This window comes from Streptomyces sp. cg35, from assembly GCF_050410835.1.
GTDB lineage: Bacteria > Actinomycetota > Actinomycetes > Streptomycetales > Streptomycetaceae > Streptomyces.
Genome location: NZ_CP191268.1, coordinates 2,689,916 through 2,716,076, shown reverse-complemented (window position 1 = coordinate 2,716,076; position 26,161 = coordinate 2,689,916). Strand labels below are relative to the sequence as shown.

The following is a 26,161-nucleotide window of genomic DNA, read 5'->3' as shown; positions in this document are numbered from 1 at the left end:
TCCGGCGGCCCGGGCGGCGGGGCCTAGTTCCGGCTCAGCGTCCGCGTCACCCCGGCCACCACCGCCGTGGTCAGCACCCAGCCCACCGCGATCAGCCCGTACGCGAGCCCCTGCACGCCCGCCTCGGCCCAGTGCCACGCGCCGCGCTGCCCGAGCCCGCCGACGGGGATCAGCAGGTCGAGCGTGTACGCCACCGGGTTGAAGGGCGGGCCCTCGCCCTGCTTGTTCGCCACCGGGGTGAACGCGTGGAAGACGAGCGATCCGGCGAGCGTGAGCAGCGCCAGCCAGATCCCCGCGAGCCACGGCCGGTAGCCGTACCCGACGGTGGCGTCCAGCAGCCGTCCCCAGGCCCGCCCGGCCGGCTTCTGCGTCACCCGTCGCTGCCGCTCCCGCGTCAGCAGGACCCGCCGCGCCTCGTCGTCGTGGCCCAACCGGCGGTAGTGCGCAGCCAGTTGCTCGTACGGCTGCGGCGCGTACGCGGGCTGGAAACGCAGCCAGGCCAGCCGGTTGGTGATGTCGTCGCGGCGCGTGGAGGCCGTCGACTCCAGCCAGTCGTACGTCAGGCCGTCCAGGCCGAGCGGGGAGCGCCAGGTGTACGTGTGGTCCTGGATGCGCGACGCGTGGGCGTTGCGCAGGTTCACGCCACCGGCGGGCTGCCTGCGCAGCCGCAGGTCCAGCGACTCCACCCGCGCCCCCACGCACATCAACGACGAGCCCTCGCCGAGGAGTTCGGCGTCGTGGAACGAGAGCAGGTCGTCGATGTGCGCCCCGCGCAGCCGCACCCGTCCCTCGGCCCGGAACCCTTTCTGGAGGCGGACGGTCGAGGCCCGCAGCCCGTCCCCGTTGAACGCGATCCCGGACCGCTCCGCGACCGTGATCCGCGCCCCGCGCATCCACAGCCCTCCGGCCAACTCGGCTCCGGGAAACAGCACTTGGCCATGTGCGACGAATCCGTCGTCGCAGAACACGCCGCCCTGCATGACCACGCCGCCCGCGTTCAGCGCGATCTGCTCCGTCGACGTCAGGCGCGCCCCGTCGAGCCGCAGCCCGCCCGTGATGTGCGTGTGCACGAGGTTCACGGCGCCGCGCCGGCCCCCGCTGATCGTGGATCCGCGCAGGTCGAGTCGCCCGCCTATCTGCGCGGTCGGCGCGTGGAAGCCCGGGAGGTCGCAGCCGGTGACGGTGAACGCGAGGGTGCTCGCGCCCTCCAGGGTCACCGGCTCCTCGAACCGGCACCCCTCGAACCGCACGAGCCGTCCGATCCCGGCCCCGTCCAGCCGCAGCGCACCCCTGACCAGGACGCCCCGCAGCTCGTACGGCAGCGATCCCGCGTCCGCGTCGAGGATGTCGCGTCTGACGTCCTCCGCGTCGACGCTCCGCTCAGGAGTGGGCGTCGGCACGGGCGTCGGGTCGTGCTGCGGTGTCCATCACGCTCCTGGCGGTCCGTCCGGCGTACAGGCGCTCTCGTCGAAAGGCGGCGCCGGTGGCCGCAGCATTCCACAGTTCGAGTGCGGTGCGCCCGTGGTCCGGACCCCGCCCTCGTTCCGGCTTCAACCGCTGGCCCGTTCCCCGGCCTTACCGGCGGTTACCCCGACCGGACTTCCGCTGCCCCGTCATGACAAGTCCGACTCGATCCGGAAGTGATCAGGTCAATCATCGAAAACGGTCGCTCTATGCGCATGTCCGCTCACGAACTGGCTATGCATCGTCATGGCGTTCACACGCTGCACACCAATCACATCCGTTACGTACACGTGAGAGGGAGCGATGGTCTTGAAGAAGCAGGCGCAGAAGCAGAGTTACGCCAAGCCGACCATGGTCAAGCAGGGCGACTTCACCAAGACGACGGCCGGCTACTTCGTCGGCGCCTACAAGGAGTGGGTCGTCCGCCGCTTCACCTGAGAGACCCGACGGACCTGACGGAGCCGTCGGCCCCGTTGCCCGGTGCCGTTGCCAGTGAGCGAGGAAAGGTGAAGATGCCCGGCCGTCCCGTCCAGCCGCCCCACGCGCGCGACTGCTTCGTCGTCCTGCCGGACACCCCGGCGGGGCAGGCGGCGGCCGGGCGTCTTCCCCTCGGTGCCGAGCGGGACAGCGAGGGCGATGCCGCCCGCGCCCGGGTGTTCCGGTACCCCTCCGGCCGCCCCTGGGTGGTCGTCCGCACCCCGCTGCGCCGCGTGAGCAGCGCCCTCGTCGGAACGGACGCCGTCGTCCTCGTCGGGCCCGACGAGATCCCCGGACCCGACCTCGCGCAGGACCTGCGCGCGGCCCGCGACAACGCCGACCTGCACGAGCGCCTGGCCCGGCGGCTGCCCGGCGCGCACCACGTGGTGTCCCGCGTCGGGGACGTGACCTGGGCGCGCGGCACCGCGTCCGGCCTGCGCCGCGTGTACGCCACGAGCGGTTCGGAGCCCTGTCTGGCCTCCGACCGGCCCGCCGTCCTCGCCCATCTCACCGGCGCCGCACTCGACGAGACCGCGCTCGCCCTGCGCCTCCTCGACTTCGTGCCGCACCCGCTCGGCGGGCGGCCCGTATGGCGCGGTGTCACCGAGACCGACGCGGGACACGCCCTCGTCCTGCGCGCCGACGGGACCGCCGCAACCCGTCGCTGGTGGCGGGCGCCCGACGCCGAACTCCCCATGGAAGAAGGGGCCGCACGGCTCGGCGACGCGCTCGACCGGTCCGTCCGCGCCCACCTCGCCGACCGCACCCGGGCCAGCTGCGAACTCTCCGGCGGATTCGACTCGACGTCCCTCGCCTTCCTCGCCCGCCGCGCGGGCCCCGCCGAACTCGCCCTGCTCACCGTGGCCTCCAGGGAACACGGCGCACAGGACGAGACCTGGGCGCGCCGCGCCGTCGACCTCGCCCGGACCGCGGCCGGCCCCGGCCCCCGCCTCACCCACACCGTCGTCCCCGCCGACGAGACGCCCCTCTTCTACGCGGGCGTCGGCGCACCGCAGGCCGGCCCCGACGACATCCCCACCGATGAACCGCTGCCCGTCGCGCCCGCCCGGGCCCGCGCCCGGATACTGCTCGCCCGCGCCGCGGCCACCGGCTCCGAGTGCCACCTCACCGGCTACGGCGGCGACGAGCTGTTCATGGCGCTGCCCGCCACCGCCGGCGACCTGTTCCCCCGGCGCCCCCTTGCGGCCTGGAACCGGATCAGCGCCGTGCGCCACCAGCTTGGCTGGCCGCTGACCGGCACCGTGCGCGACCTGCTGATCCGGCCCTCCTTCCGTACGTGGCTCGCGGGCGCCGTCACCGAAGCGGCGCCGCCGACCGCCCGGACTCCGCAGCTGTCGTGGGGAGTTCGCCAGTCGCTGCCGCCCTGGCTGACCCCCGACGCACGCACCCTGATCCGCGACACGTTCCGCACGGCCGCCGCGCACGCCGAACCGCTCGCCCCGCGGCCCGGCCGCCACCTCGACCTCGACACCGTCCGCATGGGCGCCCGCCACTTCCAGGCCATGGAGGACCACGGGCTCGCGCTCGGGCTGCCCGTGGCCGCGCCGATGTACGCCGACCACGTGATCGAGGCGACCCTCGCCGTGCGCCTCACGGACCGGCTCGATCCCGCGCGCTACAAACCACTGCTCGCCGAGGCCGTGCGCGGCGTCGCACCCGAACCGCTGCTCGCCCGCACCACCAAGGACCACATGAGCAGCGACACCGTCCAAGGGCTGGTCCAGCACGCCGATGAACTGCGGCAGTTGTGGGGACCCGGCCTCTCGCGCCTGGCCGCCCTCGGCCTGGTCGACGCGGCGCAGCTCGACGCGCTCGCCGCCGACCCGTACTCACCCCTGCACACCCGGTACTCCATCGACTCGACGGTCGCCTGCGAGATGTGGCTGCGCGCCGCCGACATCCCCCACGGAAAGGCGGTCACCCCGTGAGGCTCAGACCCGGCATCACGGTCACCAGCACCGACTTCGGCGGCGTGCTCCTCGACCAGCGCACCGGCACCTACTGGCAGTTGAACGCGTCCGGCACGGTCGCCGTGACCGCCCTCGCCGACGGCCTCGGCCCGCACGAGGCGGTGGAGCGGATCCTCGCCGCCTTCGACGTGGACCGCGCCCGCGCCGAGGCCGACGTCGCCGACCTCACCCGCCAGCTCGTCGAGGCGAGGATGGCCACCCCGTGAGCACCGAGATGACGATGCCGGACCGCGGTGTGCGCGGCCCGCGCGTGCGGGCCGCGGTCGCGGTGGCCCTGCTCATGGCGCGGCTGCGCCCCGACCGGCTGCGCCGCCTGCTCGCGTTCCTCAGCCGCGGCGCCCGCCCCGCGCCGCATGCCACAGCGCTCGCCGCCCGCGCGTCGGTCGTCGCCACCAGCCGGCGCTGCGCCGGCTGGTACGGCTGCCTCCCGCGCTCGATCGCGACCGCCCTGCTGTGCCGGACGACGGGCACCTGGCCCGCCTGGCACGCGGGCGTCCGCGCCGCGCCCCCGTTCGCCCCGCACGCCTGGGTCGAGGCCGAGGGCCGGATGGTGGGGGAGGGGACGGAACCGGACGCGTACCGGCCTCTCATGACGGTGACGGTCGCGGGCGACCTCGTCACCGCCCCCGGACGGCCGGCCGAGCCCGGCGAGAAGGCAGCCGGGGATGCCCGCTGAACTCGGCCGTCTCCTCGCCCATGCCCGCCCGCACGCCCGCACCCTCGCACTCGGCGGCGTGCTCGCGCTCGCCGGTTCGGGGGCCGGGCTCGCCATGCCGGTCATGGCGAAGCACGCGGTGCGGGCCTTCGCCGAGGACCGCTCACCCGCCCCGGCCCTGGCCCTGCTCACCCTCGTCGTGCTCGGCGGGGCCGCGCTCACCGCGGGCGGCAGCTACCTCATGGCGCGCACCGGGGAGGCCGTCGTGCTCGGCGCCCGCGAACGGCTCGTCGCCCGCATGCTCCGGCTGCACGTCGCCGCCGTGGACCGCCTCACCCCCGGCGACCTCCTCACCCGCGCCACCGGCGACACCACGCTGCTGCGCACGGTCCTGTCGCGCAGCCTCGTCGAGTCGGCGAGCGGCGCCCTGACCCTGCTCGGCGCCGTCGTGCTCATGGGCGTCATGGACCTGGTGCTGCTCGGTGTGACCCTGCTGGTCCTCGCCGTCGTCGCGGCCGCGGTCGCGCTGCTCATGCCGCACATCCGCCGCGCCCAGACCGAGGCCCAGGAAGCCGTGGGGGAGATGGGTTCGACGCTCGACCGCGCCCTGCAGTCCTTCCGCACGGTCAAGGCGAACGGCGCCGAGGAGCGCGAGCGGGCCGCCGTCACCGCGGCCGCCCGCCGCGCCCGCGACAAGGGGCTCGGCGTCGCCCGCTGGACCTCCGCGTCCGACGTGTCGATGCTCGTGTCGGTGCAGGTGGCGTTCCTGTGCGTGCTCGGCGTCGGAGGGGCACGCGTCGCGTCCGGCGCGCTCGACATCGCCTCACTGATCGCGTTCCTGCTGTACCTGTTCTATCTCGTCGCGCCCCTGGGGCAGTTGACGGAGGGCTGGATCGGCCTCAACAACGGCATGGCGGCGATCGACCGGATCACGCAGATCGAGGACCTGCCGGGGGAGAGCGGTCAACTGCCCCCGTCCGCAACGGAACCGGGGCCCGTCGCCGTCGCCTTCACCGACGTGGTCCTGCGGTACGACGCGGCACGCGCCCCGGCCCACGACGGCGTCACCTTCGACGCCCCGGCCGGCGGTCTCACCGCGCTCGTCGGCCCGTCCGGCGCGGGCAAGTCCACGGTCTTCGCGCTCCTGGAACGCTTCTACGACCACGACGGCGGCACCGTCACCGTCGCGGGCCGCGACGTGCGCGACTGGCCGCTCGCCGACCTGCGCGCGAGCCTCGGGTACGTGGAACAGGACGCGCCCGTCCTGGCGGGCACCCTGCGCGACAACCTGCTCTACGCGGCTCCCGGGGCGACACAGGACGAGCTCCTCGACGTCGTGGCCCGCACCCGGCTCGACGACCTGCTGGCCCGGCTTCCCGACGGCCTCGACACACCGGTCGGGCACCGCGGAGTACTGCTGTCGGGCGGCGAGCGTCAGCGGGTCGCCATCGCCCGCGCGCTGCTGCGCCGGCCCCGCCTGCTCCTGCTCGACGAGGTCACGGCCCATCTGGACGCGGTCAACGAACAGCATCTGCGCGAGGTCGTCCGCGGCCTGGGCACGGACACCACGGTCCTGGTGATCGCCCACCGGCTCTCCACGGTGGTCGACGCGGACCGCATCGTGGTCCTGGAACGCGGCCGCGTACGGGCCCAGGGCAGCCACGCCGAACTGCTCGCGTCCGACGCCCTGTACGGCGAGTTGGCGGCCACGCAACTCGTGGCCGCCTCAACTCGCTGAGTGTCCCGCCCCCGTGTCAGGCGTTCTTGATCGCCGAGATGTCGAAGTTCAGCTTGATCTTGTCGGAGACGAGGACGCCGCCGGTCTCCAGCGCGGCGTTCCAGGTCAGGCCCCACTCAGAGCGCAGGATCTCGGCCTTGCCCTCGAAGCCGGCGCGCTCGTTGCCGAACGGGTCCTTCGCGGAGCCGTTGAACTCCAGGTCGATGCTGAGCGGCTTGGTCGTGCCCAGGATCGTCAGGTCACCGGTGATGCGGTAGTCGTCGCCGCCCAGCGCCTCGGCGGACGTCGAACGGAACGTCATCGTCGGGAACTCGTCGATCTTGAAGAAGTCGGCGCTCTTCAGGTGGCCGTCACGGTCGGCGTTGCCCGTGTCGATGCTGGCCATCTGCACGTCGAACGACGCGGTGGACTTCGCCGGGTCCGAGCCGTCGAGGTGCAGCTCACCGGTGAAGTCCGTGAAGCTGCCCTTCACGTTGGTCACCATGGCGTGCCGGGCGACGAAGCCGAGCGTGGTGTGCGCGGGGTCGACCGTGTAGTCGCCGGTGACGGCGGCCAGGTCCGGGCCGACCGCGGCGGGGGTGCCGGCGGCGCTGTCGGTGGTCTCGTTCTTGCGGCCGAAGATGCCCATGACGTGCTCCTTGGGGACGGTCGGCACGGTGGGTGCCGGGTGATGTTGAAAGTTGAACCATCAACTGAGGGAGACTCTAGCGCGGTGATGTTCAACTTTCAACATCAAGCGCAGCGTGTCTCTCCGATTACACCCGGTGGATCCGGGAGGCGCTCTTCCGGACGCGCGTAGAACACGGCACCATCTCCTTGCTCCACCTGCACCACAGCCGTCTCACAGTCAGCACGGTCAACAGCAGGAAGGAATCCCCCATGCGCATCCGCTCAGCGCTCACCGCGCTCGCGCTCACCACCGGCGCCCTCGTCGCGCCCGGCTTCGGCGTCCTCGCCACCGCGACCGACGCCTTCGCCGCCACCAAGATCAGTCACGCCACCGCGACCTCGATGTTCAGCTCGGTCGGCATCACCTGGTCGTCCTCGGGCGGCTGCTCGAACCGCAACAACTCCACCTGTACGTCGTTCGACCAGCTCAACCTCGCCACGGCCCAGGGTGCCCAGACCCTGAAGAAGGCCACCGGCTGCGCCCTCAACATCACCGGCGGCACCGAGACCGGCCACGCGAGCGGCACGTACTCGCACTGGAACGGCTACAAGCTCGACTACGGCAAGAACACCTGCGTCACCAACTACATCAAGGGCACCTTCACCTACATCGGCCTGCGCGGCGACGGCGCTCCCCAGTACAAGTCGGGCTCCGGCAACATCTACGCCGACGAGGGCAACCACTGGGACGTCCTCTACTACAACTGCGGCGGCTGCTGAGCCGGCGCGCACGCAGGGCTAGCGCGCGGCGAGACGCTCCATGAGGGCGGCGCCGCGCGCCAGCAACTCCCGCTCCTGGTCGGTGAGTTCGGCCTCGATGGCCTGGGCGAGCCAGCCGGCCCGGCGGCCGCGCTCGGTCTCGAGCGCGGCCCGTCCGGCGTCCGAGAGCTCCACCAGGGACTTGCGCCCGTCCGTGGGGTGCGGGCGGCGGGTGATCAGCCCCTGCTCCATCAGCAGGCCCACGGCGCGGGCCATCGACTGGGGGCGCACGCGCTGGTCCGTGGCGAGGTCGCTGGTGGTCATGGCGCCGTCGCGGTCGAGCGCGCCGAGCACAGCGACCTGCCCGAGCGGGATCCGGTCCTCGTGCTTCACGCGCCGCGTGAGCTTGCCCATCGCGGTACGCAGTTCGGCGGCGACGGCGGCGGATTCCGGGGTGGGCATACGGCACCTTAACCCGCCGGTATCCGGCGCGACCGCCGATCTGACCTGCGCAGGCGTGCTGTGCGGCGCGGGCCCTGGGGAAGTAGACAGCGGGACTGAACAGCAGAACTGAACAGCAATGCTGTAGAGTTTTCCTCGGTCGGGCCCAGCGCCAGCGTCGTCGCAGCCGGGGCCCGGCACGCGACCACGCGAAGGAACTCCCATGCCCGCACCGGCAGCCGGACCCACCACCATCAGCACCGTCACCGCCCGCGCCGTCCTCGACAGCCGCGGCAACCCCACCGTCGAGGTCGACGTCGTCCTCGCCGACGGATCCCTGGGCCGCGCCGCGGTCCCCTCCGGCGCCTCCACGGGCGCCCGCGAAGCCGTGGAACTGCGCGACGGCGAACCGCGCCGCTGGCACGGCAAGGGCGTCGACCGGGCCGTCGCCCACGTGAAGGAGGAGATCGCGGCCGCCGTCACCGGGCGCGACGCCGACGACCAGGCCGGCCTCGACGCCGCCCTCGTCGCCCTCGACGGCACACCGGCCAAGTCCCGGCTCGGCGCCAACGCGCTGCTCGGCGTCTCCCTCGCCGCCGCCAAGGCCGCCGCGGCCGCCCACCGTCTGCCCCTGTACCGCTACCTCGGCGGCTCCGACGCCCGCGTCCTGCCGATGCCGATGATGAACATCGTCAACGGCGGCGCCCACGCCGACAATCCGCTGGACTTCCAGGAGTTCATGATCGCGCCGGTCGGTGCGGCGACCTTCGCCGAGGCCGTCCGGATGGGCTCCGAGGTCTTCCACACGCTGCGCCGCGACCTGCTCGCCGCCGGCCACTCCACCGGCGTCGGCGACGAGGGCGGCTTCGCGCCCGCGCTGCGTACGGCCGAGGAGGCGCTCGACTTCGTCATGGCCGCGATCGAGCGCACCGGCTACCGGCCGGGCGCGGACATCGGGCTCGTCATGGACCCCGCGTCGTCGGAGTTCTACCGCGACGGGGTGTACGCGTACACGGGCGAGGGGGTCCGCCGCACCTCGGCCGAGCAGGTCGACTACCTGGCCGGGCTGATCGACGCCTACCCCGTCCTGTCCGTCGAGGACCCGATGGCGGAGACCGACCTCGACGGCTGGCGCGAGCTGACCGCCCGGGTGGGGGACCGCTGCCAGCTCACCGGCGACGACGTGTTCTGCACGAACGAGGCGCTGGTCAAGGAGGGCATCCGCACGGGTGTCGGCAACGCGGTCCTCGTCAAGGTCAACCAGATCGGCACGCTCACCGAGGCGCTCGGCACGGTCTCCGCGGCCCGCCGGGCCGGCTGGGCCGCGGTCATCTCGCACCGCTCCGGCGAGACGGAGGACACCACGATCGCGGACCTGGCGGTCGCCACGGGCTGCGGCCAGATCAAGACGGGCTCCCTGTCCCGCTCCGACCGCACGGCCAAGTACAACCGCCTCATCAGGATCGAGGAGGAGCTGGGGGCCGCGGCGATCTACATCTCACGCCCCTCCGGCGACCGAGGAGCGGAGTCCGGGGCGGAGCCCCGTGGCGGCGACTTGGACTAACCGGAACCACTTCTTGGACTGCCAACCCGGTTGAAGGCCGACGCCGTTGACCCGAGGCACCCGCCACGGATACCCAGAGCGGCATGTCCCGAAGATCCCGCGCCACCCAGGCCCTGCTCCTGGCGGCAGCCACCGGCATCGCGCTGGCGTCCCCCGCCACGGCGAAGGAGGACCAGGACGAGGCCCCCGGCCTCGTCCTGACCTCCCCGCGGCTCACGGTCACCGTCGCCGACGACTTCCCCCGAGTCCTGTCCTACGCCGACGCGTCCGGCGCCCGCCTCCTCGGCAGCACGCACGCCGTCACCGAGGTCACCCTCAACGGCAGGGCGTACCCGGTCCGCCTCAAGGCCGCGCCCGAGGTCACCGGGTCCACGGCCGCGTACACGCTCACCTTCCCCGATCTCCCGGACGTGGAGCTCGACGCCACCCTCGGCGTCTCGGGCCGGACGACGACGTTCAAGGTCACGGCCGTCCGCGACACGACCGCCTTCCGTGTCGGGACCATCGACATCCCGGGCCACGACCTCGTGTCCGTGGGCAGCGCCGACGGCGGCGCGGAGACCGCCTTCACCAAACTGGACCCGGACTCCACCCGCACCGCGGACGTCTTCGGCAAGGTCACCGCCGGCACCCCCGCGGAGCAGGCCGCGACCGGCGCCGCGTACGCCCTCGTCAACACCGGGAAGCTCGCGGCGGCCGTCGAGTCGAACTCCGCGTACGACAAGCCGAGCGGGGCGACGAACGGCGACGACGCCCGCTTCTGGCACCAGGCCCGCAAGGACGCCGACGGCGGCACCCGGGTCGGCGTCTGGTCCGGCCAGTGGACGTACCGCGGCGCCGGGTCCCCGGCCGCCGCGACCGGCAAGGACCTGCCGTGGGCCAAGGTCGTCGTCACGCCCGACGCGAACGGTGACGGCGCCGTCGACTGGCAGGACGGCGCGGTCGCCTTCCGCTCCATCGGCATCCGGGCCAAGGGGAGCGAGGACACGGCCGACCGGGTCGTCACCCACATCCCGTTCAACTTCGCGAGCCAGGCCCAGCACCCGTTCCTGCGCACCCTCGACGACGTGAAGCGGATCTCCCTCGCCACCGACGACCTGGGTCAGTTCGCCCTGCTCAAGGGGTACGCGTCCGAGGGCCACGACTCCGCGCACCCCGACTACGGCGGCACCATCAACCGGCGGGCCGGCGGCCTGAAGGACCTCAACAAGCTGCTGAGGACCGGCAAGAAGTACGGCGCCGAGTTCGGCGTCCACGTCAACGCCACCGAGGCGTACCCGGTGGCGAAACACTTCAGCGACAAGCTCATCGACCCCAAGTCCCCCGGCTGGAACTGGCTCGACCAGAGCTACTACATCGACCAGCGCCGCGACATCACCAGCGGCGACCTCGCCGCCCGCTTCAAACAGCTGCGCGACGAGACCGACAAGAACCTCACCACGGTCTACGTCGACGTGTACTACACCCACGGCTGGATCGCCGAGCAGACCGCCAAGGCCATCAACGGCCAGGGCTGGAACATGGCCACCGAGTGGGCCGACAAGTTCGAGCGGCAGTCCCTGTGGTCGCACTGGGCCAACGACCTCGACTACGGCGGCGCCACCAACAAGGGCCTCAACTCGAAGATCATCCGGTTCATCCGCAACAGCGAGAAGGACGTCTGGAACAACGACCCGGTCCTCGGCCAGAGCGCCCTCGTCGACTTCGAGGGCTGGACCGGCGAGAACGACTGGAACGACTTCTACGCCAACATCTGGCAGCGCGACCTGCCCGCCAAGTACCTCCAGCACCAGCAGATCACCCGCTGGGACGGCAACGACATCACCTTCACCGGCGGCCTGCGCGGCACCGTCGAGGACGGCCGGCGCACCTTCTACGACCACGACCGCAAGGTCCTCGACGGCGACAGCTACCTGCTCCCGTGGGACGGCGGAAAGAAGCTGTACCACTACAACAAGCAGGGCGGCAGCAGCAGTTGGGTCGTGCCCCGGGGCTCGTACACCGTCTACAAGCTCACCGGCAACGGCCGCGTGAAGACCGGCACGGTCCGCACCGGCGCCGACGGCAAGGTCACCCTGAAGTCCGCCGCCGGTCAGCCCTACGTCCTCTACCCGTCCGGTGACACACCCCGCGCCGCCGACCCCGCCTGGGGCGAGGGCACCGGCCTGACCGACCCCGGCTTCAACGACGCCCGCCTCAGGGGATGGGACAAGAGCGGCACCGTCGCGCGCGACACGGACGCCAACGGCCGCAACAGCGCGGCGCTGAGCGGGACCGGAGCCGCCTCGATCGCCCAGCGGATCACGGGACTCGAGCCCGGGAAGCGCTACACCGCCTCCGCCTGGGTCGAGGTCGCGCCAGGAAAGACGCGCCGCACGACCCTGAGCGCGGGCGGCGCCTCCGTGGGCATCGACCGCTCCACGCTGCCCGACACCATGGCCGCGAGCGACTGGCACGGCACGAACATGCAGCGCGTGAAGGTCAACTTCACCGCGCCCGCGCACGGCGCCCCGGCCCTGCGCCTGGCGACGGCGAAGGACCCGGACGCCGCGAAGGTCCGGGTGGACGACATACGTGTCGTGCGCAACGCCCCGGCCACCCGCCCCGGCACGGTCGTCCACGAGGACTTCGAGGACGTCGACCAGGGCTGGGGGCCCTTCGACAAGGGCGACGCGGGCGGCGTCACCGACCCGCGCACCCACATCGCGCAGAAGAACTCCCCGTACACACAGGCCGGTTGGAACGGGAAGCTCGTCGACGACGTCATCGGCGACGGCGAGTCCCTCAAGTCGCACGAGGAGAACGACGGCGTCGTCTACCGCACCTCGCCCGCGTCCGTCCCGATGAAGGACGGGCACGCGTACCAGGTCGACTTCGCCTACCAGTCGAGCCACGCCGGCGCCTACCAGTGGATCAGCGGCTACGACCGCGGCGACGACGCCGTCGAAACCGCCGCCGTCCCCGTAGGGGAGCAGCGCACCACCGGCCGTCTCACCACCACCGTCACCGCGGGCTGCGGCGACACCTGGACCGGACTGCGCAAGCTGCCCGGCGCCCCGGACGGCGCGGACTTCGTGCTCGACGACTTCACCGTGACCGACCTCGGCCCGGCGAAGGAGCCCGCCGCCTGCGGCACGCTCGCCCTCAAGGCGGGGCAGACCCTCGAACCCGGACGGGCCAACAAGGTCGAGGCCACCTTCACCAACTACGAGAAGGACCCGGTCACGGACGCGTCCGTCACCCTCGGCCTGCCCGAGGGCTGGAAGGCCGATCCTGCCGGACCCACCGCCCTCGACCCGGTCGCCCCGGGCGCGAAGGCCACCACCGTCTGGCAGGTCACCCCGCCCGCCGACGCGACGTACCAGCCGTACGAACTGACGGCGAAGGCCGCGTACTCCGTCGGCGGCGCGCACCGGACCCTCACGGCGGTCGCCCCCGTCCGCACGCTCCCGCCGCCGCCCGCCCACGACGCCTACGCCAGCGACCTGGACTGGACGTCGGCCGAGAACGGCTGGGGGCCGGTCGAGAAGGACCTCTCCGTCGGCGAACAGGGCCAGGGCGACGGCACCCCGCTCACGATCGGCGGAGTCTCCTACGCCAAGGGCCTGGGCACCCACGCACCCGCCCAGGTCCGGTACTACCTCGGCGGGCAGTGCACGTCCTTCACCGCGGAGGTCGGCGTCGACGACGTCCAGGCCGGCCGGGGAAGTGTGCAATTCTCGGTGGTGGCCGACGGCGCCGAGAAGGTGAAGTCGCCCGTCCTCAAGGCCACCGACCAGGCGTGGTCGCTCAGCGCCGACGTCACCGGCGCCGCGTACGTCGACCTGATCGTCGGCGACGGCGGCGACGGCAACGGCAACGACCACGCGGACTGGGGGAGCGCCCGGTTCCGCTGCGGAGTGTGACCGGCCTCTCACGCGCCACCTTTGTGTGACCCCTACAACGCGATGGGGCCCTGAGCAGTAACTTCGGCTGTACGACGCCGCGGTTCTGTTCGGGGCTACCAGGAAAACGGGCCGGAGACTGTACAGAGTCGACGGCCCGTTTTCCTTGGTCGCTTTCGTAAGGTCACTACATGACCGTTTTGGACGACACCGCCTCCACCCCCGGGGACGAGCCCACCGACGCCCGCGGGCGGGTGGCCGAGCTGCACGCGATCCGTGAGCAGGCCCTGCGCGGCCCGAGCGACAAGGCGACCGAGGCCCAGCACGCCAAGGGCAAGCTGACGGCGCGCGAGCGCATCGAGCTGCTCCTTGACGAGGGGTCGTTCAACGAGGTCGAGCAGCTGCGCCGGCACCGCGCGGTGGGCTTCGGCCTGGAGGCGAAGAAGCCGTACACCGACGGTGTCATCACCGGCTGGGGCACGGTCGAGGGCCGGACGGTCTTCGTGTACGCGCACGACTTCCGGATCTTCGGCGGCGCGCTGGGCGAGGCCCACGCCACGAAGATCCACAAGATCATGGACATGGCCATCGCGGCCGGTGCCCCGCTGGTCTCGCTCAACGACGGCGCGGGTGCCCGCATCCAGGAGGGCGTCTCGGCGCTCGCCGGGTACGGCGGCATCTTCCAGCGCAACACCAAGGCGTCCGGCGTCATCCCGCAGATCAGCGTGATGCTCGGCCCGTGCGCGGGCGGCGCGGCCTACAGCCCCGCCCTCACCGACTTCGTGTTCATGGTCCGTGAGACCTCGCAGATGTTCATCACGGGCCCGGACGTGGTCAAGGCCGTCACCGGCGAGGAGATCACCCAGAACGGTCTGGGCGGCGCCGACGTGCACGCCGAGACCTCGGGCGTGAGCCACTTCGCCTACGACGACGAAGAGACCTGCATCGCCGAGGTCCGCTACCTGCTGTCGCTGCTCCCGCAGAACAACCGGGAGAACCCGCCGACGGTGGACTCGGACGACCCGGCGGACCGCCGCAGCGACGTGCTGCTCGACCTGGTCCCGGCCGACGGCAACCGCCCCTACGACATGGCCAAGGTCATCGAGGAGCTCGTCGACGACGGCGACTACCTGGAGATCCACGAGCGCTGGGCGCGCAACATCATCTGCGCCCTGGCCCGCCTCGACGGCCAGGTCGTCGGCATCGTCGCCAACCAGCCGCAGTCGCTGGCCGGCGTCCTGGACATCGAGGCCAGCGAAAAAGCTGCCCGGTTCGTCCAGATGTGCGACGCTTTCAATATCCCCATCGTGACCCTCCTCGACGTGCCGGGCTTCCTTCCCGGGGTCGACCAGGAGCACGGCGGGATCATCCGGCACGGCGCCAAGCTGCTGTACGCGTACTGCAACGCCACCGTGCCGCGGATCTCGCTGATCCTTCGCAAGGCGTACGGAGGTGCGTACATCGTCATGGACTCGCAGTCCATCGGTGCCGACCTCACCTATGCCTGGCCGACCAACGAGATCGCCGTGATGGGCGCCGAGGGCGCGGCCAACGTGATCTTCCGCCGTCAGATCGCCGAGGCCGAGGACCCCGAGGTCATGCGCACCCGCATGGTCAAGGAGTACAAGGCCGAGCTGATGCACCCCTACTACGCGGCCGAGCGCGGCCTGGTCGACGACGTCATCGACCCCGCCGAGACCCGCGAGGTACTGATCAGGTCGCTGGCGATGCTGCGCACGAAGCACGCCGACCTGCCGTCCCGCAAGCACGGCAACCCGCCGCAGTAAGCGGCCCCGGACCACACGATCTTTCCCATCTGACCGAGGAGACCTGCCGCAATGTCGACTCCTGACATCCGCGTCGAGAAGGGCCACGCCGAGCCCGAGGAGGTCGCGGCCATCACCGCGATCCTGCTGGCCCGCGCCGCCACCCCGCCGGCCGCGCCCGCCCGGGGCCGCGACAAGGCCGGCTGGCGCCGCCTGGAGCGCCAGCACGGCTTCCGTGCCCCGCACTCCTGGCAGGGCTGACCCCGCCTCGCACCGGCGCGCACGACCTGCGGAAGTGGGCCCCGTCCTTTCGGACGGGGCCCACTTCTTCGTGTGTCAGGGGCTCACTCAGTCGAACTCGCCGTGCAGCGCCCCGAGTTTGAACGCCTCCCATTCGTGGGCGGTGAAGCGCAGGACGAGCCCGCGCGGGTCCGCCGGGTTACGCATCGCCACCCCTCCGTCCCGGAGTGCGGCGATCTCCACGGGGCCGCCCGCAGGGCTGCCCGGGGCGCTTCGCCACTGGGCGTCGGAGAGATCGAGGGAGTACAGCAGTTCCTTTTCCCGGTCGAGACCGGTGGAAGGGCTGTCCGTTGTCCGCGTACTCATAGCGACAAGGCCCCCGAGTTGACGCCTGAAACAAATGCTCGCCAGGCCGGCGATTCGAAGATGATCGCTCCGGACTCCCGGTTCTTGGTGTCACGGATCGCACGCCTTTCTGATGAAAGCTCGGCGTGTTCGACACATCCGTTGGATGCGCCGCTGAAAGTGCTCTTGTGCCACACCGCTGACCCGATTTCGAGGTGCGTTGCGGTGGGTGCGGAAGTGGGGGGCATCACAACCCGCTTTCTTGCTTGATTCGGTCATTGATGTACCGGCGGGACTGTGCCGGCGAAAGCGCGGCAGCTGTCAGGTCGTCCCACGCCTTGGTGTACATCTCCACGTCGGGGCGTTGCTCGAGGAGCGTGCCCCCGGTCATGTGCTCCAGCCATGCCACCTGTACCGGAGGCTCTCCGCGCATGGTGAAGAGCGTGTACGGAGCGTACTGCGCGAGGGGCAAGGTTATGTCCAGGGGCAGGACCTGGAGGGTGACATTCGGCAACTCACCTGTTTCCATCAGGTGTTCGAACTGTTCACGGATCAACGTCCGTGGCCCGGGTATCCGGTGCAGCGCGGGTGTGTCGATGACCACTCTCAGGCGGAATTCTGCAGCTCCGCTGAGCAGATCCTTGCGCTTCATTCGAGTATTCACAAGGGGTTCGACCCGATCCGCTTCCGCCCCTGCGGTGAATATCTCGCGCATATATGCCTCTGTCTGGAGCAGTCCCGGCAGCACCGATGGCTCGAAAGAGCGAACGAGTGAGGAATCCGCTTCCAGGGTCAAGTAATCGCGCAAGTCGTCGCTGAGCAGCGGCCCTTGGCCGGACCACCAGTCGACCTTGTGGACGTCCTTGGCCAGCCGCTTGAGGTTCGTCCGCTGCCGGTCGTCCACAACTCCGTACAGGTTGAGCAGAGTTGTCAGATCGAGTTGGCGTATGCCTCGTTTGCCCGTCTCGATCTGACTGATCTTCGGCTGTCCGCACTCGAGTGCCAGGGCCGCGTCGTTGACCTTCAGGCCGGCATCGGTGCGCAGTCGGCGCAGCTCGGCTCCGAGCCGGCGGCTGCGCATCGTGGGCATCTCGCTCTGGGACATGGCCACATGATGTCCCGCGCCTTCTGGCCACACAACTGTCATATGCCTTCCCATCGCATCGGCATAGTACTCGTGCGTAATACTTGCCTACGGAATACTTTCGACGCCATGCTGTTCGAGCAACGTCCTTTGCCCACAAGCGAGTTGACCGCTACGCAACCCCCGGAGGGGTAATGCCGGACCAGCCAACGGATGAGGTCGACGTCATCGACGTGATCGATCGGCCGTGCGCGATCCGTATGGAGTACAGCCCGCACCGCCTGGAGCAGATCCGCAGGATCGTGGGGTCCCGCCTGCGGCGTTGGGGTCTGGAGAAGCTGGTGTACGACACCTCGTTCGTGGCGACGGAGCTGTGCAGCAATGTGCGGCACTGCGACGACGGCGTGTTCGAGTTCGTCATACGCCGTACCGACGACGGTGTCCGTCTGGAGGTGGCGGACTCGTCGCCCGACCTCGTGGTCATCCCCACCGAGCCGCCGGACCTCTTCGAGACCGGCGGGCGGGGCCTGTTCCTGGTGGCCGCCCAGGCCTCCGCGGTCGGCATGACGCCGACGCCCACCGGCAAGGTGGTGTGGGCCGAGCTGGCTCTCGGAGACGTCGACGCGGGCGCGTCCGGCTGACGGAGCCGACGCCGCGCGGGCCCTCGGGAGAGGGCCGTACGCCACCGTCACCGACGGCCTTCGGGCCGACGGGGGCGGTGGCGTTGTCGTGTCTCTGTGCGTATGCATCCGAATCCTCTGCGTGGTCGTTCTCGGGCGTGCGGAATCGCGGCCGCCCGGGCGGTGCGCCCGGCGCGGGCCGATGTGCGGACAGATCCCCGCGGACCGGCCGTACGCGCCCTGGAGGGCCCGTACGGGGCTGTCGGAGCCGGACGGGCGCGAGGGGCGGGCGGTATCCGCGCGCCGGGCCCGGTGAGGGGGCGGCGCGGAGGGTGGGGCCCGTCCTCGCGACCGGTCCGTCATCGACCGGTGACGCGGGTGTGGACGCGACCCGGGGACACGCTCGATCCCGCTCCGTGTCGACGGAGCCGTGTGTCCGGTGGGTGCGTCCGCGCCGGGGGCCTGGGCGCGCCTTCCGCGACGTGCGGAAGGTGTGGCGGGGGCTCTTGGCGCCGGATGGGCCGCCAGGAGGTCCCGGGGCGGTACGGGCGTCGCCGGGTACCGGGGCGCCGCCGAACCGTCAGGGTGCGGGTGCGGGCCGAAGCCCACCCTGCGGGCCCGTCAGGGGTGTGCGGTCTCCGTCACGAGACAGGAGAGCTTGCGGATGCCGCGGTGCGCGGCCGTGCGGACGGCACCGACACGCTTGCCGAGGATGCCGGCCGCCCGCTTGGCGTCGAGTCCGACGACGGCCAGCAGCATCACCGCCTCCGCCTGCTGCTGCGGGAGCTGGGCCACGAGGGCCATCGCCCGCTCGGTCCCGATGGTGCTCAGGGCCTGCTCGGACGTGTCGTCCGGCGCGGGCCGCTCCAGGATCTTGGTCATGTCCTCGGTGGACTCGGGGCGGCGCTTGTGCCAGCGGATGTGGTCCAGCGCCCTGTTGCGCACGATCCGGTTGCACCAGCCGTGGAAGCCCGCGCCGTCACCCCGGAACTTGTGCAGGTCCCGGGCGATCTGGAACCAGCTGTCCGACAGCACGTCCTCCGCTTCCGTCGCGCCCACCAGGGCGCGCGCGTAGGAGAGGAGCCGGGGCTGCAACATCTCGTAGACGGTACGGAAGGCCCGTTCATCGCCTTTCTGTGCCTCGCGGACCGCGTCGTGCAGAGGGTGCTGTTCACCCTCGCAGGCGGTGTGCGTTGTCTCTGGCCTTGGACTCGGGGGCCGTGCGGGTCGCGCGATGGCGGCACCGACTCTGGTGGCCCTGGTGCCCGAGTGGGACAAGCTCATCGGGTGGCTCCGCTTCCTGCTCTCAATTCGCCCGGAGTTGGGCGGGCACGGCACATCGTCCCGCCCCTAATAGGTCAGCGCGAGAGCCAGCGAAATCATCACTGTGGCAGGTATGCGGATCCGGTCAGATGTCCGCCCGGACATTGCGGACGAACTCGACCTCTAGCCAAGGGTGTTACTACGTGTACGCACTGTTGTCGAGGCAAGACGCGCTGTGAGGGGCATCGTGATTGCGGCCGGGAACACTGTCGGAGCATGGCCGAGACATGGCCGAGACATGGCTCGGCGCTTCGTGCGGTGGCACTGATCCGGAGAACGACATCGCCCCGCTGGTACACACCAGCGGGGCGAAGGTACCGGGCGAACCGCGATCCGGCTAGCGCAGGCGCGCCATCAACGCGTGTTCGACCAGAGTGATCAACGAGGACTTTGCATCCGCACGGTGTCGGGCGTCCGTCGTGATGATCGGGGTGTCCGGCCCGATCTGCAGCGCCTCACGCACCTCGTCCGGGCCGTAGGGCTGGTTGCCGTCGAAGCCGTTGAGGGCGATGACGAAGGGGAGGCCGGAGTTCTCGAAGTAGTCGACCGCGGGGAAGCAGTCGGCGAGGCGCCGGGTGTCGACGAGGACGACGGCGCCGATCGCGCCGCGTACGAGGTCGTCCCACATGAACCAGAAGCGGTCCTGGCCGGGGGTGCCGAACAGGTAGAGGATCAGGTCCTGGTCGAGCGTGATGCGGCCGAAGTCCATGGCGACCGTGGTGGTCGTCTTGTCCCCGGTGTGGGTGAGGTCGTCGATGCCGGCACTCGCCGACGTCATGACGGCCTCGGTGCGCAGCGGGTTGATCTCGGAGACGGCACCGACGAACGTCGTCTTGCCGACACCGAAGCCGCCCGCCACCACGATCTTCGCGGACGTGGTGGAGCGACTCTGAGAAGGCCCTCCGCTAGAGCTTGCGAAGTCCACTGAGCACCCTTTCGAGCAGTGTCACGTCTGGCTGGCCGCCGGCGTTCTCGTCGCCGCCGGGCTGATGAATGGCGACCAGGCCCGCCTCCGCCAAGTCGGCGACGAGAATCCTGGCCACGCCGAGGGGGATGGTGAGCAGGGCCGAGATCTCGGCCACCGACTTGATCTCCCGGCAGAGGTTGCAGATCCGCTGGTGCTCGGGCAGTTGGCCCTGCAACTGGTGCGGCTGCGCGGTGGTGTGCACCAGCGCCTCGATGGCGAGCTGGTAGCGCGGCCTGGTGCGGCCGCCCGTCATGGCGTACGGGCGCACCAGGGGATTGTTCGCGGCGGCGGGCTTCGCGTCAGGACGCGGCTGCGGCTGCACAGGCTGGATGCGCGGCGCCGGCGGCTGGTCGTAGGGACCGGGCTGCCGGGTCGGCCGGGCGTGGCTCGGCGCGGAAGGGAAGTTGTACCGGTTCTGCGACCCGTCCTCACGGCCCGCGCCGGCCTGTCCCTGACCCTGGGCAGGGCCGTAGGGCGGCCAGTGGGCCGACGAACCGCTCGGGGGTGTTGCTGAACCAGACACGTACTCCTCCTCCGACTGCGCTGGGCACCATCACTGTGGAGCCGCGTCCCGAAACTTTACGGCCACGGGACGCGAAAACGCACCGCCTGTCTGTTAGTTGAGAAGGCTTCCCTGAAGCTCCGCACGCAGGTCGGGCGTGAGAACCGTGCCCGCGCGGTCGACAAGAAGTGCCATCTCGTACCCAACGAGACCAATGTCCGCCTCGGGGTGTGCAAGGACAGCGAGCGAAGAACCGTCAGAAATGGACATGATGAAGAGGAATCCTCGCTCCATCTCCACAACTGTCTGGTTCACGGCGCCGCCCTCGAAGATGCGGGACGCGCCCGCGGTCAACGAGGTCAGACCCGACGCGACAGCCGCCAACTGATCGGCGCGGTCACGGGGGAACCCTTCGGACATCGCCAGAAGGAGTCCGTCGGCGGAGACCACCACGGTGTGGGACACCCCGGGGGTGTTGTCCACGAAGTTGGTGATCAACCAGTTCAGGTTCTGTGCCGCCTGGCTCATCGGGCTCACACTAACGCTCCTGGTGGTAGGTGCTGTCAGGGCCACCGGGAAACCCGCTGTCCTGGCCGTTCATCGTCACTACGGTCACTGCTGCTCACTACTGCCTTCACTGCGCCCGCGCTGCACGCCCCGGCGCAGATTGCTCAGCCTGCCCCGCACGTCCTCGGGAGCGCGGGAGATCTGGGGACCACCCTGCGGCGTCGCCTCCGCGGTGCCCTCGACCAGGTTGGCCTTGGGCACCCGGCGCGGCAGGCCGGACGAGGTGACCCCGCCCGCCTTCGGCCGCTTCAGCGACTCCGCGCGCTCCCACCGCTCGTCGTTGGACGAGCGCCAGTTGTCGTCGGAGGCGGCCTCCGCGGGCTGGTCCTGCGCCGGTTCCTGATGCTGGGGGGCGCTGGAGCCGCGGCGCGGAAGCCCGGCGTCGGTCAGATCATGCGCGACGGAGGGGGACGGGCCGGCCGTCATTCCTGAACCGGCGGGAACGTGCGGGTCGAAGCCTACGCTCTCGCGGTCCGCCGCGTCAGCGGCCTGCGCCGATTCCGCTTCGGTGGAGTAGGACGTCTGGAAGCCGTTCTGGAAAGCGCCCTGCGCCTGCCAGTCAGCCTGCCGGACGGGCTCCTCGAAGGCGTTGTACGAGCCCCGGGGAGCTTCCGTATAACCGTCCCGCTGCGCGTGGCCGGGCTCGTACGCGCCCTGCTGGGCATCGTCGTAGGCCGTCTGCGCGGGAGCGTAGCCGTCGTACGAGATCTGCTGCCGCTCGTCGTAGACACCTTGGCCCTGATCGTCGTACGCGATCTGCTGCTGGTCGTCGTATCCGAGCTGCTGCCCGTCGTAGGCGGCCTGCTCCGCGTAGGGCTGCTGGTTCTGCTGGGACTGCTGAGCCGCGATCTCGTCCCGGAACAGCGGCCGGTCGTCCGCGGAGTCCGGGCCCTGCGTCTGCGCCTCCAGGGCCGCACGACGCTCCTCGCGCATCAGGGACCGGCCGACCGGGTCCAGCTCGCGCGCGTCGTCCGGCACGTCGTAGCGGCTGTCGTCGAAGCCGAGCTCGGCCGCCGTGCGCAGCGGTGCCTTCTCGAAGGCCGGCTGCTGCGGAATCATCGTCGAGACGGTGAACTCGGAGAACTCGGAGTCGCCCTGCTGCTGCTGGCCGCCGCCACCGTGCGTGATCACGTCCGGGAGCATGACCAGCGAGGTCGTGCCCGCCTGCTCGCCCGAGGGGCGCAGCTGGACGCGGATGCCGTGCCGGTCGGACAGCCGCCCGACCACGAACAGGCCCATGCGCTGGGAGATCGCGGCGTCCACGGTCGGCGGGTTGGCCAGCTTGTGGTTGATGTCCGCGAAGTCCTCGGCGGTGAGGCCGATGCCCTTGTCGTGGATCTCGATCATGACGCGGCCGTCGGGGAGACGGGTCGCGGTGACGCGGACCTTGGTCTGCGGCGAGGAGAACGTGGTCGCGTTCTCCAGGAGCTCGGCGAGCAGGTGCACGAGGTCGGTGACCGCGCGGCCGTGGATCTCGGCCTCCGGGACGCCCTGCAGCTCGATGCGCTCGTACTGCTCCACCTCGGAGGTGGCGGCGCGCAGCACGTCGACCAGCGGGACCGGCTGGTCCCAGCGGCGGCCGGGCTCCTCGCCCGCGAGGACCAGGAGGTTCTCGCCGTTGCGGCGCATACGGGTCGCGAGGTGGTCCAGGCGGAAGAGGTTCTCCAGCTGGTCCGGGTCGGCCTCGTTGTTCTCCAGGTCGGTGATGAGGGTCAGCTGGCCCTCGATCAGCGACTGGTTGCGGCGCGACAGGTTGGTGAAGATCGCGTTGATGTTGCCCCGCAGCAGCGCCTGCTCGGCGGCGAGCCGCACGGCCTCGCGGTGCACCTGGTCGAAGGCGCGGGCGACCTCGCCGATCTCGTCGGTCGTGGTGATCGGGATCGGCTGGACGCGGGTGTCCACGCGGCCCGGGTCGGTGCGCGAGAGCTGGTCGACCAGCGTCGGCAGCCGCTGCTCGGCCACGTCGAAGGCGGCGGAGCGCAGCCGGCGCATCGAGCGCGACATCTGGCGGGCCATCATCCCGGCGAGCAGGAACGCGGCGAGCAGCGCGACCACGACGGCGGCACCGATGATGACGGCTTCCTGCTTCGCGTCGGCGGCGATGCCGGAGGCCTCGGTCACGGCCTTGTCGGCGAGGTCCGACTCGATGGTGCGGTAGGCGTCGAACTTCGCGGTGTTGACCGCCCACCAGTTCTCGGGCGTCACGCCCTTCTCGGCCAGGGCGAGACGGGCGCTGGGCTGGGTGCTGGGCAGGGCCACGATGTCGCCGACCATCTCGGTGGAGTCGGCCGGCGGCGGGACGTACGAGGGGTCCTTGGCCTTGGCGGCGGCGGCCTGCTTGGCGCCGTCCGACTTCAGCTTCTTGATCGCGGCGTTGAGCTTGTCGAGGTCCTGCTGCGTACCGCCGCCCTTGTACTCCTCCAGGGCGATGCCCTCGAGGTAGGCGTAGCTGCCGAGCGCGGTGCGCTGCTTGGCGAAGCTCGTCATGGCCGGGCCCGGCTTCACCAGCAGGTGCATACCGATGGAGCGCTCCAGGGAGAGCGCCGCCTTGGTGAGCGAGATCGCGTAGACGGTGCGGCCGTAGCTGGTGATGTTTCCGGTGCCGAGGCCCAGCTCGTTGGCGAACTCCATCAGCGGGTGCTGGATGGCGACGTAGCCCTCTTCGGTCTGCACACCGTCGAGCTTCGAGGTGTAGGCGGCGGCCCGCAGCTTGCTCAGACCGCCCTCGACCTTGTTGAACTGCGCCATGCGGCGCTCCAGGCCGGCCTTGTGCGGCATGCTCTGCGCCGCGGCGTGGAAGGCGTCGGCGGCGGCGTCCGTCGCCGCGCGGGCCTTGACGACCGAAGGGTCGTTCTTCTTTCCCTGGAGCAGGGGCGCGGCGGAGATGTCGCGCTCCTGGATGAGCTGGTCGCCGTACTTCAGCGACGCCTGGACCAGACGTGCGGTGTTCTCGGCGTCCTGGGCCTCGTGCCAGGTGTCGATGGAACCCTTCACCTGGAAGCCGCCCATGACCAGGCCGACGACCACGGGTATGAGCAGGATCGCGTTCAGCTTGGTGGGCACGCGCCAGTTGCGCGGCGACATCCGTCCGCCCGAGGGCTTCGGCGCCGCCGTCTCGGCCGGTGCGGCCTGTGCCGCTGTGCGCGGCGGCGGGGTGAAGTTGCCCCGTGCCGACGCCGGCTCGGGACTGTTCTTGCTTCGCCTCACTCGACCAACAACCTCTCGGCGTCGGCACCTACGTTGTGCCGCTGTATGTCTCCAGGCCCGTTCTTACTGGGCAGTTCAGCGCATTCCAGCACGTCAGGAGGTGCACTTCCAAACAGTCGGAACCGGAAGCTCCGCGTGATGTATGCCCTAGATAAAACGGTCATAAAGAGCGAGCCCCGCCAAAAGGCGGGGCTCTTGTGAGCACAGTGGAACCGGCTGTGCGCGACGTGTGTCGGCGTCCCCGGAATTCTCTGTCGAAACGTTATGAACACAGCGGCCCCGCGTGTCAAAGGCCACAGGAGCCGCTGAACGGACTGGAACAACTGCCGTACGAATCTGGCCACTTGGTGGCCGAGTTCCGACTGCTTCTGTCTACTTGAGCCGGGCCATCAGTGCGTGCTCCACCAGCGTGATCAGCGCACTCTTTGCATCCGCACGGTGTCGGGCGTCCGTCGTGATGATCGGGGTGTCCGGCCCGATCTGCAGCGCCTCACGCACCTCTTCGGGGTTGTACGGCTGGTGCCCGTCGAAGCCGTTCAGCGCGACGACGAAGGGGAGGCCGGAGTTCTCGAAGTAGTCGACCGCGGGGAAGCAGTCGGCGAGGCGCCGGGTGTCGACGAGGACGACGGCGCCGATCGCGCCGCGTACGAGGTCGTCCCACATGAACCAGAAGCGGTCCTGGCCGGGGGTGCCGAACAGGTAGAGGATCAGGTCCTGGTCGAGCGTGATGCGGCCGAAGTCCATGGCGACCGTGGTGGTCGTCTTGTCCCCGGTGTGGGTGAGGTCGTCGATGCCGGCACTCGCCGACGTCATGACGGCCTCGGTGCGCAGCGGGTTGATCTCGGAGACGGCACCGACGAACGTCGTCTTGCCGACACCGAAGCCACCGGCCACCACGATCTTGGCCGAGGTGGTCGAACGGGGAGCGGCCCCCGTCGCCCCGTCAGAGCTTGCGAAGTCCACTGAGCACCCTTTCGAGCAGAGTCACGTCCGGCGCACCGCCGTTGTTCTCGTCGCCGCCCGGCTGATGGATCGCGACGAGGCCGGCCTCGGCCAGGTCCGCGACGAGGATCCGGGCCACCCCGAGCGGCATCGACAGCAGGGCCGACACCTCCGCCACCGACTTCACCTCGCGGCACAGGTGGCAGATGCGCTGGTGCTCGGGCAGCAGCGTCATCAGGGCCGCCGGGTCGGCGGTCGTGGAGACGAGCGCCTCGATGGCCAGCTGGTAGCGCGGCCGGGTCCGGCCGCCGGTCATCGCGTACGGGCGGACCAGCGGCTGGTCGCCCTCATGACCGTAGGCGGCGTGTGCGGCTGCACTGCCGTACGGATCGTGAGGAGCGGTGGGCGGGGTCATGGATCCTCCGGGCGGGACGGCAGGGCGGGGGCCTGCCGTCTGAGGGTGGGCCGGTGGGGGGATTGTGACGGCCGTACGGTGACGGGACGCAGATCGGAAGGGGATTACGTGACTTCTCTGGATTCTGGGGCTGATGGTGCGCCAGACTTCAGGTGTGGCCGGGGTTACCGGCCGTCACCCCGGTCAGTGCAGCAGGCTGCCCTGCAGCTCGGCGCGCAGATCAGGCGTGAGCACGGCGCCCGCCCGGTCGACGAGGAGCGCCATCTCGTACCCGACGAGGCCGATGTCGCAGTCCGGGTGCGCGAGCACGGCGAGAGATGATCCGTCGGAGACGGACATGATGAAGAGAAAGCCGCGCTCCATCTCCACGACCGTCTGATTCACCGGCCCGCCCTCGAAGATTCTCGAGGCCCCCGCCGTCAGCGAGGTCAGACCCGACGCCACGGCCGCCAGCTGGTCCGCGCGGTCACGCGGAAAGCCCTCGGACATCGCGAGCAGCAGACCGTCCGCGGACACCACGACGGTGTGGGAGACCCCCGGCGTGTTGTCCACGAAGTTGGTGATCAACCAGTTCAGGTTCTGTGCCGCCTGGCTCATCTGG

The 26,161-nt window shown here is 70.7% G+C and carries 24 protein-coding genes and 1 pseudogene; 11 read left to right on the top strand and 14 right to left on the bottom strand.

Translation table 11 applies throughout. From position 1 onward, the window contains the following. Positions 1-23: 23 nt before the first annotated feature. Positions 24-1,400: an oxidoreductase gene (locus ACQUQD_RS12440; protein WP_428952115.1), complete on the bottom strand. Its 1,377-nt coding sequence runs from the start codon at positions 1,398-1,400 to the stop codon at positions 24-26. A gap of 373 nt (positions 1,401-1,773) precedes the next feature. On the opposite strand from ACQUQD_RS12440, the gene ACQUQD_RS12435 reads away from it, so the two are divergent. From ACQUQD_RS12435 to ACQUQD_RS12415, 5 genes are all read left to right on the top strand, one after another. Continuing rightward, the gene (locus ACQUQD_RS12435; protein ID WP_428952114.1) at positions 1,774-1,902 is read left to right on the top strand and encodes a keywimysin-related RiPP; all 129 of its coding nucleotides are present in this window, start codon (positions 1,774-1,776) and stop codon (positions 1,900-1,902) included. A 74-nt stretch (positions 1,903-1,976) separates the two neighbouring features. Further along, entirely contained in the window at positions 1,977-3,890 is a 1,914-nt protein-coding gene (locus ACQUQD_RS12430) for an asparagine synthase-related protein (RefSeq protein ID WP_428952113.1), read from the top strand. Then, positions 3,887-4,138, top strand: a complete 252-nt coding sequence (locus ACQUQD_RS12425; RefSeq protein ID WP_428952112.1) for a lasso peptide biosynthesis PqqD family chaperone — start codon at positions 3,887-3,889, stop codon at positions 4,136-4,138. The genes ACQUQD_RS12430 and ACQUQD_RS12425 overlap by 4 nt, the downstream gene beginning before the upstream one ends. Next, positions 4,135-4,608 carry a lasso peptide biosynthesis B2 protein gene (locus ACQUQD_RS12420; protein WP_428952111.1) on the top strand — a complete coding sequence of 158 codons (474 nt, stop codon included), beginning with the start codon at positions 4,135-4,137 and terminating at the stop codon, positions 4,606-4,608. The genes ACQUQD_RS12425 and ACQUQD_RS12420 overlap by 4 nt, the downstream gene beginning before the upstream one ends. Then, positions 4,598-6,325, top strand: a complete 1,728-nt coding sequence (locus tag ACQUQD_RS12415) for an ABC transporter ATP-binding protein (RefSeq protein ID WP_428952110.1) — start codon at positions 4,598-4,600, stop codon at positions 6,323-6,325. Before ACQUQD_RS12420 ends, ACQUQD_RS12415 begins: the two co-directional genes overlap by 11 nt. A 16-nt stretch (positions 6,326-6,341) precedes the next feature. Here the strand turns inward: ACQUQD_RS12415 and ACQUQD_RS12410 are convergent, their stop codons facing one another. Then, positions 6,342-6,953: a YceI family protein gene (locus ACQUQD_RS12410; RefSeq protein ID WP_428952109.1), complete on the bottom strand. Its 612-nt coding sequence runs from the start codon at positions 6,951-6,953 to the stop codon at positions 6,342-6,344. Positions 6,954-7,204: 251 nt separating this feature from the next. Between ACQUQD_RS12410 and ACQUQD_RS12405 the strand changes: the two genes are divergently transcribed. Beyond that, on the top strand, positions 7,205-7,714 hold the full coding sequence (locus ACQUQD_RS12405; protein ID WP_428952108.1) for a hypothetical protein: 510 nt from the start codon (positions 7,205-7,207) through the stop codon (positions 7,712-7,714). Between the two features lie 18 nt (positions 7,715-7,732). Here ACQUQD_RS12405 and ACQUQD_RS12400 read toward each other — a convergent pair whose 3' ends face one another. Continuing rightward, entirely contained in the window at positions 7,733-8,155 is a 423-nt protein-coding gene (locus ACQUQD_RS12400) for a MarR family winged helix-turn-helix transcriptional regulator (RefSeq protein WP_428952107.1), read from the bottom strand. 202 nt (positions 8,156-8,357) lie between these two features. Here ACQUQD_RS12400 and eno point away from each other — a divergent pair, with 202 nt between their 5' ends. The 4 genes from eno (at position 8,358) to ACQUQD_RS12380 (ending at position 15,609) form a co-directional block, all read left to right on the top strand. Then, positions 8,358-9,698, top strand: coding sequence for a phosphopyruvate hydratase (gene eno, locus ACQUQD_RS12395; RefSeq protein WP_428952106.1), 1,341 nt, complete (start codon positions 8,358-8,360; stop codon positions 9,696-9,698). 83 nt (positions 9,699-9,781) lie between these two features. Next, on the top strand, positions 9,782-13,603 hold the full coding sequence (locus tag ACQUQD_RS12390; protein WP_428952105.1) for an endo-alpha-N-acetylgalactosaminidase family protein: 3,822 nt from the start codon (positions 9,782-9,784) through the stop codon (positions 13,601-13,603). Positions 13,604-13,773: 170 nt separating this feature from the next. Beyond that, a complete protein-coding gene (locus tag ACQUQD_RS12385) occupies positions 13,774-15,369 on the top strand; it encodes an acyl-CoA carboxylase subunit beta (protein ID WP_428952104.1) in 1,596 nt (531 codons plus the stop codon). 51 nt (positions 15,370-15,420) lie between these two features. Next, entirely contained in the window at positions 15,421-15,609 is a 189-nt protein-coding gene (locus ACQUQD_RS12380) for an acyl-CoA carboxylase subunit epsilon (protein ID WP_428952103.1), read from the top strand. An 87-nt stretch (positions 15,610-15,696) separates the two neighbouring features. Here the strand turns inward: ACQUQD_RS12380 and ACQUQD_RS12375 are convergent, their stop codons facing one another. Genes ACQUQD_RS12375 through ACQUQD_RS12365 form a run of 3 tightly spaced genes read right to left on the bottom strand, consistent with a single transcriptional unit; the run spans position 15,697 to position 17,038 of the window. Further along, complete coding sequence (locus ACQUQD_RS12375; protein ID WP_428952102.1) at positions 15,697-15,954, bottom strand: DUF397 domain-containing protein; 258 nt, start codon at positions 15,952-15,954, stop codon at positions 15,697-15,699. Beyond that, entirely contained in the window at positions 15,951-16,181 is a 231-nt protein-coding gene (locus ACQUQD_RS12370) for a DUF397 domain-containing protein (protein ID WP_428952101.1), read from the bottom strand. Before ACQUQD_RS12370 ends, ACQUQD_RS12375 begins: the two co-directional genes overlap by 4 nt. After that, complete coding sequence (locus tag ACQUQD_RS12365; protein ID WP_428952100.1) at positions 16,181-17,038, bottom strand: helix-turn-helix domain-containing protein; 858 nt, start codon at positions 17,036-17,038, stop codon at positions 16,181-16,183. Before ACQUQD_RS12365 ends, ACQUQD_RS12370 begins: the two co-directional genes overlap by 1 nt. A gap of 173 nt (positions 17,039-17,211) precedes the next feature. Here ACQUQD_RS12365 and ACQUQD_RS12360 point away from each other — a divergent pair, with 173 nt between their 5' ends. Then, a complete protein-coding gene (locus ACQUQD_RS12360; protein WP_428952099.1) occupies positions 17,212-17,658 on the top strand; it encodes an ATP-binding protein in 447 nt (148 codons plus the stop codon). A 600-nt stretch (positions 17,659-18,258) separates the two neighbouring features. Here ACQUQD_RS12360 and ACQUQD_RS12355 read toward each other — a convergent pair. The 8 genes and pseudogenes from ACQUQD_RS12355 to ACQUQD_RS12320 form a co-directional block, all read right to left on the bottom strand. After that, positions 18,259-18,921 (bottom strand): RNA polymerase sigma factor, encoded by a 663-nt coding sequence (locus ACQUQD_RS12355; RefSeq protein WP_428952098.1) that lies wholly within the window; start codon positions 18,919-18,921, stop codon positions 18,259-18,261. 376 nt (positions 18,922-19,297) lie between these two features. Then, entirely contained in the window at positions 19,298-19,885 is a 588-nt protein-coding gene (locus ACQUQD_RS12350; protein ID WP_428952097.1) for a GTP-binding protein, read from the bottom strand. Continuing rightward, complete coding sequence (locus tag ACQUQD_RS12345) at positions 19,866-20,450, bottom strand: DUF742 domain-containing protein (RefSeq protein ID WP_428952096.1); 585 nt, start codon at positions 20,448-20,450, stop codon at positions 19,866-19,868. Before ACQUQD_RS12345 ends, ACQUQD_RS12350 begins: the two co-directional genes overlap by 20 nt. A 93-nt stretch (positions 20,451-20,543) precedes the next feature. Continuing rightward, entirely contained in the window at positions 20,544-20,957 is a 414-nt protein-coding gene (locus tag ACQUQD_RS12340) for a roadblock/LC7 domain-containing protein (RefSeq protein WP_026057603.1), read from the bottom strand. Positions 20,958-20,967: 10 nt separating this feature from the next. Further along, positions 20,968-24,203: pseudogene (locus ACQUQD_RS12335) on the bottom strand (nitrate- and nitrite sensing domain-containing protein). Between the two features lie 372 nt (positions 24,204-24,575). Then, positions 24,576-25,166 carry a GTP-binding protein gene (locus ACQUQD_RS12330; RefSeq protein ID WP_324775236.1) on the bottom strand — a complete coding sequence of 197 codons (591 nt, stop codon included), beginning with the start codon at positions 25,164-25,166 and terminating at the stop codon, positions 24,576-24,578. After that, positions 25,147-25,560 (bottom strand): DUF742 domain-containing protein, encoded by a 414-nt coding sequence (locus ACQUQD_RS12325; RefSeq protein ID WP_428952095.1) that lies wholly within the window; start codon positions 25,558-25,560, stop codon positions 25,147-25,149. Before ACQUQD_RS12325 ends, ACQUQD_RS12330 begins: the two co-directional genes overlap by 20 nt. A gap of 183 nt (positions 25,561-25,743) precedes the next feature. After that, positions 25,744-26,157: a roadblock/LC7 domain-containing protein gene (locus ACQUQD_RS12320; protein ID WP_164305831.1), complete on the bottom strand. Its 414-nt coding sequence runs from the start codon at positions 26,155-26,157 to the stop codon at positions 25,744-25,746. Positions 26,158-26,161: the final 4 nt, after the last annotated feature.

Coding starts and splice junctions, on each gene's coding strand:
- ACQUQD_RS12365 (WP_428952100.1), bottom strand. CDS start 17,038: ATGTCCCAGAGCGAGATGCCCACGATGCGCAGCCGCCGGCTCGGAGCC.
- ACQUQD_RS12370 (WP_428952101.1), bottom strand. CDS start 16,181: ATGCCCCCCACTTCCGCACCCACCGCAACGCACCTCGAAATCGGGTCA.
- ACQUQD_RS12320 (WP_164305831.1), bottom strand. CDS start 26,157: ATGAGCCAGGCGGCACAGAACCTGAACTGGTTGATCACCAACTTCGTG.
- ACQUQD_RS12385 (WP_428952104.1), top strand. CDS start 13,774: ATGACCGTTTTGGACGACACCGCCTCCACCCCCGGGGACGAGCCCACC.
- ACQUQD_RS12375 (WP_428952102.1), bottom strand. CDS start 15,954: ATGAGTACGCGGACAACGGACAGCCCTTCCACCGGTCTCGACCGGGAA.
- ACQUQD_RS12415 (WP_428952110.1), top strand. CDS start 4,598: ATGCCCGCTGAACTCGGCCGTCTCCTCGCCCATGCCCGCCCGCACGCC.
- ACQUQD_RS12405 (WP_428952108.1), top strand. CDS start 7,205: ATGCGCATCCGCTCAGCGCTCACCGCGCTCGCGCTCACCACCGGCGCC.
- ACQUQD_RS12355 (WP_428952098.1), bottom strand. CDS start 18,921: ATGAGCTTGTCCCACTCGGGCACCAGGGCCACCAGAGTCGGTGCCGCC.
- ACQUQD_RS12380 (WP_428952103.1), top strand. CDS start 15,421: ATGTCGACTCCTGACATCCGCGTCGAGAAGGGCCACGCCGAGCCCGAG.
- ACQUQD_RS12360 (WP_428952099.1), top strand. CDS start 17,212: ATGCCGGACCAGCCAACGGATGAGGTCGACGTCATCGACGTGATCGAT.
- ACQUQD_RS12390 (WP_428952105.1), top strand. CDS start 9,782: ATGTCCCGAAGATCCCGCGCCACCCAGGCCCTGCTCCTGGCGGCAGCC.
- ACQUQD_RS12400 (WP_428952107.1), bottom strand. CDS start 8,155: ATGCCCACCCCGGAATCCGCCGCCGTCGCCGCCGAACTGCGTACCGCG.
- ACQUQD_RS12340 (WP_026057603.1), bottom strand. CDS start 20,957: ATGAGCCAGGCGGCACAGAACCTGAACTGGTTGATCACCAACTTCGTG.
- ACQUQD_RS12325 (WP_428952095.1), bottom strand. CDS start 25,560: ATGACCCCGCCCACCGCTCCTCACGATCCGTACGGCAGTGCAGCCGCA.
- ACQUQD_RS12410 (WP_428952109.1), bottom strand. CDS start 6,953: ATGGGCATCTTCGGCCGCAAGAACGAGACCACCGACAGCGCCGCCGGC.
- ACQUQD_RS12430 (WP_428952113.1), top strand. CDS start 1,977: ATGCCCGGCCGTCCCGTCCAGCCGCCCCACGCGCGCGACTGCTTCGTC.
- eno (WP_428952106.1), top strand. CDS start 8,358: ATGCCCGCACCGGCAGCCGGACCCACCACCATCAGCACCGTCACCGCC.